The following is an 8,375-nucleotide window of genomic DNA, read 5'->3' on the forward strand; positions in this document are numbered from 1 at the left end:
GTTTAGTGTTTTAGCTGCCCCACCAGTATATTCAGATTCTGGCTGACTTGATTGAGACTTTGCCCAGCCTGTTCAATTCCCGTGATTTGCTGATTCACGGTATCGGAGCGTTGTTTAATCTGCTCGGTACTTCTGGCGATATCGTCCACTACGGCCGTCTGTTGCTGAGTGGCTGTGGCGATGGAAGCATTGACTTGATGAATATTCTGCACCGCCTTTATTACCGGAGTCATCGCTGTTTTAGCTTTAAAACCTTGTTCAGCACATTGTTCCGCAAACTGACTTTGGGTCCGAACCGTTGCAGCGGCTTCATCGCTACTATTCAACAGATCGACAATAATGGCCTGGATTTCTTCTGTTGATTGTTTGGTACGGGTCGCCAGTTGTCGAACTTCATCGGCTACCACACTGAATCCTCTGCCATGCTCACCGGCTCTTGCTGCCTCAATTGCCGCATTCAAGGCCAATAGATTAGTTTGCTCAGCCACGCTTTGAATCACCACCAGCACCTGACTGATATCCTTGCCACGTTGTTCCAGTTTATTCATCGTGCTTTCAAATGCTAACAAATCCTCAGCGAGTTGATGACTGGCATTGGCAGCAGTGGTTAATTGTTGACTGGCCTGCTCAGTTGCCTGTGTAGCCTGTTCTGTCGATTCAGCTGCATTTGAGGCACTTTGGGCAACCTCTTTAAAGGAATACGATAGCTCGGTAACCGCAGCCGAAACTTCCTCGGTGGCGGCAATCTGTTGTTGATTGACCTTAACCGCCTGCATTGATGCAGTTTGTAAATCTGTACTGGCAGACAATACATTTTGAGATTGCTGATTCAGCTTATCAATCAATTGAGCAAAATAACTTTGCAGCTGCAGAGCCGATTGCTCAACTGATCGCGATTCGACAAAGGGCAACTCCGAAACCAGGGACTGTTGAAAGTTACCTTTAATCATCTGACTGAAATAATGCTCCAGCTGAATCAGAAAACGGATAATTCGTTTCTGTAAAAAATAGAACAGCAAAATAGTCAGGATAATAATGCTAACGACCCCCATCATGATCCACTGCACCTGCCGACTGATGGAGTGTTTAATGTCTTCTATTTTCAACTGAAAATGATCCAGCGTGTCGGCAAATGTAGAAATTTCGCCACCTAAGGCCGCGCGTTTTTGCTGTAGCTGCTGATCAAACTGTAATGTATTGCTTAATTCTTTTTCATAGCGCCCGCTCAGTGATAATAATGAATCAATGCCACGTTGACCTAGTTCTTCCGGATCCTGGGGAATTAATGCTTCGGTATTCACTTCCGAATAAATGCCAAATTTTGGCAGGGTATTTAATTGTTCCAGCTTAGCGATAAACGCATTGTTCGCAGAAACTAACGCCGTTTGAATATCGCTGGTTTGCAACTCGATATACCGCTGCCGCAGGCGACCAATATCATTCAGCTGACGACTTAATTCTGCCAGTAGTGCCGTAAAAGATTGCTGATAGGGATGTCCTTGCGCTTCACTGTTTTCAACGTAGTCGATCAAAAGGCCAATCTCACCATCTCGTTCACGCTCGTTCTGAATCAGCAGCGCTTGTGGATTACCGGCCAGTTTGCCAGCCTCACGCACTTCAAATAATTTTTCCTGAAGTACAGCAATGGCTGTTTGAATCGTCTGGTTGTCCTGTTGATTGAGCCAGGTCTGTTCAACGGCAGATAATTCAACAAGCTGGGTTTCAGCCTGTTGAAGCAGATCGGCATCACCAGAAGCGAGATAACGGGCCAGCAACACCCGCACTTCAACATCAAATCGGGATTTAAATTGCTGGAACTGCTGGGCAATCTGATAGGGCTTGTCTAATTGTTGCCAGCCCCATATACCCGCCAGCACGCCAATCATTAATCCAGCAGCCATAAATATTGCCAGCCATCTTGATACCCCACTTAATCTCACACCTGCTCCAGTTTAAATAGACATACAGGCACGGGACTTTATCGATTGTTAATGACAGCTTTATGACGGATTAATGTGCTGTTCCAAAGCCCATTGAACATGTTCACGTACAAGTTCTGAGGGATGTTCAAGCCGGCCTTTTAATGCCGCCACAATTTTTTGCGATGTTTTGGCATTACCCAGAGCAATAGCAATATTCCGCAGCCAGCATTCATAACCAATGCGGCGGATTGGGCTGCCTTCCAGGCGTTGCAGAAATTCTGCTTCGGTCCAGGAAAACAATTCCACCAGCTGAGGTGCATCAAGACCTTCACGTGGCAGATAGGCTGATTCTGTCGTCATCTGAGCAAATTTGTTCCAGGGACACACCAGCTGGCAGTCATCACAGCCATATATCCTATTGCCCATCATAGGTCGAAATTCCACTGGAATACTGCCGCGAAGCTCAATGGTCAGGTACGAAATACAGCGCCGGGCATCGAGTTCGTAGGGGGCAACAATCGCCTGAGTCGGACAGATATCAATACAGGCAGTGCAAGAACCACAATGATCAGATACCGGTTCCGTCAGGGGTAAAGGCAGATCGGTATAAATTTCGCCTAAAAAGAAATATGAACCGTTTTGTCGGTTTAACACATTGGTATGTTTGCCTATCCAGCCCAGTCCGGATTTTTGTGCCAGGGCTTTTTCCATCACGGGAGCGCTGTCAGTAAAAACTCGATACCCCATTGCCCCAACCGCCTCTTCAATCCGCTTTGAAAGCCGGAGTAAACGCTTACGTATCAGTTTGTGATAATCCCGCCCCAGTGCATAACGGGAGATAAAACCCAATTCACTCTCGCCTATCACCTGCCATGCATCGGTAGCGGTTTCCGGCCAGTAATCCATTCTGGCTGTTATTACGCGAATGGTGCCGGGCACTAGCTCTTCTGGATGGGTTCGCAAACTGCCATGACGTTGCATAAATTCCATCTCACCGTGAAAACCGCGCGCTAACCATTGTTGCAATTGATCTTCTGCTGCTGACAGGTCAATATCACTGACCCCGAGCTGCTGAAAGCCTAATGAACGCGCCCAGATCTGCATATCTTCTAAAAGCGCTCGGGATAACTGCACTGTATTTGAATCGGCCATGCGGGCTATTATAGTGAACTGAATTTTTTCATCGGGATATTATTTTATGTCGACCTTGCCACATGAACTTTACACTGCTGAACAAACCCGTGAACTGGAACGCATTGTCACAGAGCAACATAATATTTCGTCAGCAAAATTAATGTCACGTGCAGGCAGGGCTGCGCTGGATTGCATTAAATGTCATTGGCCCCAGGCTGAACGTATATTAGTTGTTTGCGGTACCGGGAATAATGGTGGTGATGGCTTTGAACTGGCCAGACAGGCAATAGCCGAAGAGTATCGCGTCAGTATTTTTCAGGTGGGCGATGAAACAGAAATGAGCGAGGAAACCCTTGCAGCCCGTGAAGCAATTATTGCCAGCGGTGTTGAAATTCATCGGTTTGAAGAAAAATTACCCACCACAGACGTTATTGTTGATGCACTTTTGGGTATTGGACTCAATCGTGAAGTAAGTGGTTACTATGCCTTAGCCGTTAATGCTATCAATGAACATACAAAACGAATACCAGTTTTAGCGCTGGATATTCCTTCCGGTTTACATGCGAACACCGGCCGCGCATTAGGAACCGCTGTTCATGCCACAATCACATTAAGCTTCCTGGGGCTGAACAAAGGGCTATTTACCGGCGAAGGCCCCAATTATTGTGGCCAGGTCTGCTTCGATTCGCTAAAAGTCCCATCTGCTATCTATAAAGTATTTACCCCCATCGCGCGTCGGGTCAGTCTGGAAAACGATGCGGCTGGATTAGCGCCCCGCGAGCGTACAGGTCATAAAGGTTTATATGGCCATTTGTTTATCATTGGTGGCGATCATGGTATGCCCGGTGCAGCACGAGTTGCCGCTGAGGCAGGAGCTCGTGTAGGTGCCGGTTTAACCAGCATTGCAACCCGAAGTGCCCACGGCCCAATCCTTAATCTGGCCCGGCCTGAATTGATGTGTTATGGCGTTGAAAGTGCCAGTGAGCTTGAAGAATTGCTGCATCCTGCAAATGCACTGTCGGTTGGACCCGGTCTTGGCCAGAGTGAATGGGCAATTGCATTATTACACAAAGCCATTGAAACCAACCTGCCGATGGTTGTGGATGCGGATGCACTAAATCTGCTGAGTAAAAATCCTCAACATCATGATAACTGGGTGCTCACCCCGCATCCGGGAGAAGCTGCCCGTTTATTGGGTTGCAGCTCAGAAGATATCCAGGCGGATCGTTTTGCCGCAGTTTATGAACTGCAAAGACGTTATGGTGGCGTGGTGGTCCTTAAAGGATCAGGAACACTGATTTCCAACGGTGAAGCACCCACGCGCCTTTCTACCTGGGGTAATCCCGGAATGGGAAGTGGCGGTATGGGTGATGTTTTGGCAGGGGTAATTGGTGGTCTGCTGGCCCAGCATTTTCCAATCATGGATGCTGCTTGTGTGGGAGTAACGCTTCACGGGATGGCGGCGGATAAAGCAGCCGAACTTGATGGTGAACGCGGCACGCTGGCTATGGATTTGATGCCACATCTGCGTCGACTAGCAAACCTTATCTATTAATGTTCTGGCTCAAAGACGAACAAGCTACGCTGGAATTGGCTGCAAAACTAGCGGCCTTACTACCCGATTCAGCATTCTGCATTCACCTCAAAGGTGACCTGGGAGCGGGAAAAACGACTTTTGTTCGGGGATTGCTCAACGCTCTTGGCCATTCAGGTAAAGTTAAAAGCCCGACTTACACTCTGGTCGAGCATTATCAGCTCAATGCGCGGGATATTTACCATTTTGACCTATATCGTCTCGCTGATCCGGAAGAACTGCTCTATCTTGGAATAGAAGATTATTTTTCTGCCAGTTCCCTATCGTTAATCGAATGGCCGGAACAAGGCAAAGGGGTTTTACCAGAACCCGACCTGCTTATCTCATTGAAATATCAGACTTCCGGCCGTGAAGTCATTTTTACGGCTTATTCCGAAGCCGCTTCTGATATCTGCGACAAACTTCACAACTAATTCAGCTTTATTCGCTATCTCATTAAAAATATAGAAAAAAGTCTTGATTTTTTATTACTTCAATCACAAACTAGCACTGTGTAATTTGTTGGAACTTGCTATGTCTCGTTTGTTATTGGGATTGATATTATTGATGTTTACGGTCGATGCGCATGCCGCCTCGGTTGAGAATATCCGTATATCCCAAAATACTAACCTGACCCGCGTGGTGCTGGATCTTGATACAGCACTGGAATATTCCAGCTTCACACTGACAAATCCGCATCGGTTAGTTGTCGATCTTAAAGCCGCCAAGGTAAACAAAAAATTAATTGCCCCGACATTTAACAGTGCAGTGGTCGAGAAAATCCGTCATGCCCAGCATGATCAGGAGACTTATCGCCTGGTTTTCGATCTTAAACAGGAAACGGACTATGAGATTCAGACTTTGGCGCCTGAAGGTGAATACTCGCATCGACTTCTGGTCGATTTAAAACATGGACCGGCCACAGCTCTGGCCACTAATAAATCGTCAAAATCACCAGAAAAGGCTACTGATAAAGCAGAAGAAAAAGCTTCCGCTCAAATTACAAAAGCTGATACTCCCCCATCACCGCAACAAACAGCTACCAACACCACGGTGCGTAACCGACCGATGTTGCCCCGTCGCGATATCGTAATTGCAATCGATCCAGGCCATGGTGGTCGTGATCCGGGTGCGATTGGCAGAAAAGGCACTCGTGAAAAAGATGTGGTGCTGGCTATTTCCCGTCGGCTGGCAAAACTGGTGGATAACGAACCGGGAATGCGTGCATTTATGACACGTGAACGCGATGAATTCATTACCCTTAGACAGCGTATTCAGCGAGCCAAAAAAAATGGTGCGGATATGTTTATTTCCATTCATGCTGATGCCTTCCAGAGGACCAGTGCGAAAGGCTCATCGGTCTATGTGTTATCACAACGCGGCGCCAGTAGTGAGGCGGCTCAGATTCTGGCAGACCGTGAGAATGCTGCTGACCTTGCAGGTGGTATCAGTCTTGAAGATAAAGATGATCTGCTGGCCTCGGTATTACTCGATTTATCGCAGACCGCCAGCCTTGAAGCCAGTCTTGAAGTAGGTAACAGTGTTCTGGGAGGTTTGAAACGAGTAGGACCGGTACACAAAAAACAGGTCGAGTCAGCCGCTTTCGTAGTACTCAAATCACCGGACATTCCCTCAGTGCTTGTGGAAACAGCGTTTATTTCCAACCCGGAAGAAGAGCGCAAGCTTAATGATGTCAACCATCAGAACAAACTGGCGCAGGCAATGCTGGCGGGTATTCGCAGTTATTTCCAGAGAAACCCGATAACCCAGCAGGTTAAACCCCAGCAACACATTGTCAGTAGCGGAGATACCCTAAGTACGATTGCACAACGCTATCGAGTCAATATGTCTGAATTGAAATCCACCAATAATCTGCAAACCAGCAAACTGATGGTCGGTGACGTTTTAAAAATTCCTTGAGTGATTTTGACTGCGGATTTGCTGTTCGCAGCTGTTAAACTGTGTCGATGCTGACGCCGAAACGTATTCATGCCCTGCCCCTACAACTTGCCAACCAAATTGCGGCTGGCGAAGTCATCGAACGCCCTGCCTCTGTCATTAAGGAACTGGTGGAAAACAGTCTGGATGCGTCAGCAACAGAAATTGATGTCACCATTGAGGGCTCAGGCAGTCAGCTTATTCAGGTTCGGGATAACGGCTCAGGTATTCATCCTGATGATCTCTGTCTGGCGCTAAGCCGACATGCCACCAGCAAAATTTCCTCCAGTGATCAGCTGAGCCAGATATCCAGTCTGGGATTCCGTGGTGAAGCCTTACCCAGTATCAGCTCGGTCTCTAATCTGAGTTTGATTTCCCGGCAGCACGATAGTGAATGTGGCTGGCAGATTCATCACGAGGAAGAAGAGCCGGAACCCGTTGTCCATCCAGAAGGCACCACTGTGGCCGTGCGAGATTTGTTTTTTAATCTGCCCGCCCGCCGACGGTTTCTACGCAGTGCGCGTACCGAGCAGCAACAAATCCTTACCACCATGCAGCGACTGGCATTAAGCCGCTTCGATGTACGCTTTCAGTGTCAATTAAATGGCCAGCAAAAGCTCAACCTTCCCATTGCCGAGTCTGAGTCTCAGCAATTGGCAAGAATTGGCAAAATCTGTGGACAGGCATTTGTAAAGCAGGCCATAAAGATTGATCAACAGTTTGACATCATCACGATTAAAGGCTGGTTGGGGCATGTGGAGGCGCATCGTCCCCAAGCTGATCAACAATACTTTTTTATTAATGGGCGGGTAATACGGGATCGTCTGATCAGTCAGATAGTGCGTCAGGCCTATGCCGATTTGATTCCGACTGGCCGTCATCCAGCCTATGTTTTATATATGACGATTCCACTGGATCGAGTGGATGTGAACGTACATCCAACCAAACATGAGGTTCGCTTTCGCGAAACCCGGCTGATTCATGGTTTGATACATCGAGCGGTAAAAGATCAACTACAGCAACAAATAATCACCGGGCCAGCACAAACTGCCTCCCCGACAAATCCACCCAGGGTTGCAGAAACGGCCTCGGCCTATCAAAGACATGAACTCGCCACAGCTCCTCCAGAGTATTCTGTCCAAAAACCGATAGCCATCAACCAGACGGGTTCAAATGATACTGTTCAGTTATTGCAGATTTTGCACCAACGATATGTATTGATACATTTTCAGCAACAGCATTATCTGCTTGATCTTCCAAAAGCCTTCTCCAGCTCGCGCAGGCAACAGTTCAGCGAGCTGCTAAAACAGCTCCCCTTGAAAAGTCGGCCGATTCTGGTGCCGCTCAGCCACCCTTGCAGTGCTGCACAGTTAAACAGCGTTGGAAAACAACAGACATTACTCAACTCATTCGGCTTTGAGTTACAGCCGACGGAAAATGCTGTAGTCATCAAAAATATTCCTATCGCACTGGCACAGCTGGATCTGAAGGCTGTGGTTTCTGCGGTCATCGCGGCTGTCTGTAAGGATGATATTGATGCAGCGGTTCTTGGTCGTTGTCTCTCGGAATTATTGCAAACCTCAGATAAGATTCTCCCTCAGCAGGCAGAAGAATGGCTTAAAACGCTCACTATGTCGGAATGCATTGAAAAGCCATGGTGTCGAGAACTTGATCTGGCGACACTTGGTAGCTTATTCTCGGACTGATTAAACATGCACTGAGGCGGTTTTCAAATGGATCGAGCCCGTACAGGTTCCACAATCATCGCGGCGATACTTGCTGTTATCGTGTTATTACTGTTTGGCTAT

General features: G+C 47.6%; 6 protein-coding genes. 4 read left to right on the top strand and 2 right to left on the bottom strand.

The features are described 5' to 3' along the window. Positions 1 to 2: 2 nt before the first annotated feature. Together B3M51_RS01505 and queG are read right to left on the bottom strand one after the other, a co-directional pair. Positions 3 to 1,901 (bottom strand): methyl-accepting chemotaxis protein, encoded by a 1,899-nt coding sequence (locus B3M51_RS01505; RefSeq protein ID WP_292756344.1) that lies wholly within the window; start codon positions 1,899 to 1,901, stop codon positions 3 to 5. Between the two features lie 99 nt (positions 1,902 to 2,000). Continuing rightward, positions 2,001 to 3,074 (bottom strand): tRNA epoxyqueuosine(34) reductase QueG, encoded by a 1,074-nt coding sequence (queG, locus tag B3M51_RS01510; RefSeq protein WP_292756346.1) that lies wholly within the window; start codon positions 3,072 to 3,074, stop codon positions 2,001 to 2,003. 46 nt (positions 3,075 to 3,120) lie between these two features. Between queG and B3M51_RS01515 the strand changes: the two genes are divergently transcribed. From B3M51_RS01515 to mutL, 4 genes are all read left to right on the top strand, one after another. Beyond that, positions 3,121 to 4,611, top strand: a complete 1,491-nt coding sequence (locus B3M51_RS01515) for an NAD(P)H-hydrate dehydratase (protein WP_292756348.1) — start codon at positions 3,121 to 3,123, stop codon at positions 4,609 to 4,611. After that, complete coding sequence (gene tsaE, locus B3M51_RS01520; RefSeq protein ID WP_292756350.1) at positions 4,611 to 5,063, top strand: tRNA (adenosine(37)-N6)-threonylcarbamoyltransferase complex ATPase subunit type 1 TsaE; 453 nt, start codon at positions 4,611 to 4,613, stop codon at positions 5,061 to 5,063. Before B3M51_RS01515 ends, tsaE begins: the two co-directional genes overlap by 1 nt. Before the next feature lie 100 nt (positions 5,064 to 5,163). Next, a complete protein-coding gene (locus B3M51_RS01525) occupies positions 5,164 to 6,549 on the top strand; it encodes an N-acetylmuramoyl-L-alanine amidase (protein ID WP_292756352.1) in 1,386 nt (461 codons plus the stop codon). Between the two features lie 47 nt (positions 6,550 to 6,596). Then, entirely contained in the window at positions 6,597 to 8,273 is a 1,677-nt protein-coding gene (mutL, locus tag B3M51_RS01530; protein ID WP_292756389.1) for a DNA mismatch repair endonuclease MutL, read from the top strand. Positions 8,274 to 8,375 lie beyond the last annotated feature (102 nt).

Source organism: Methylophaga sp. UBA2689 (assembly GCA_002354555.1).
Classification (GTDB): Bacteria; Pseudomonadota; Gammaproteobacteria; order Nitrosococcales; family Methylophagaceae; genus Methylophaga.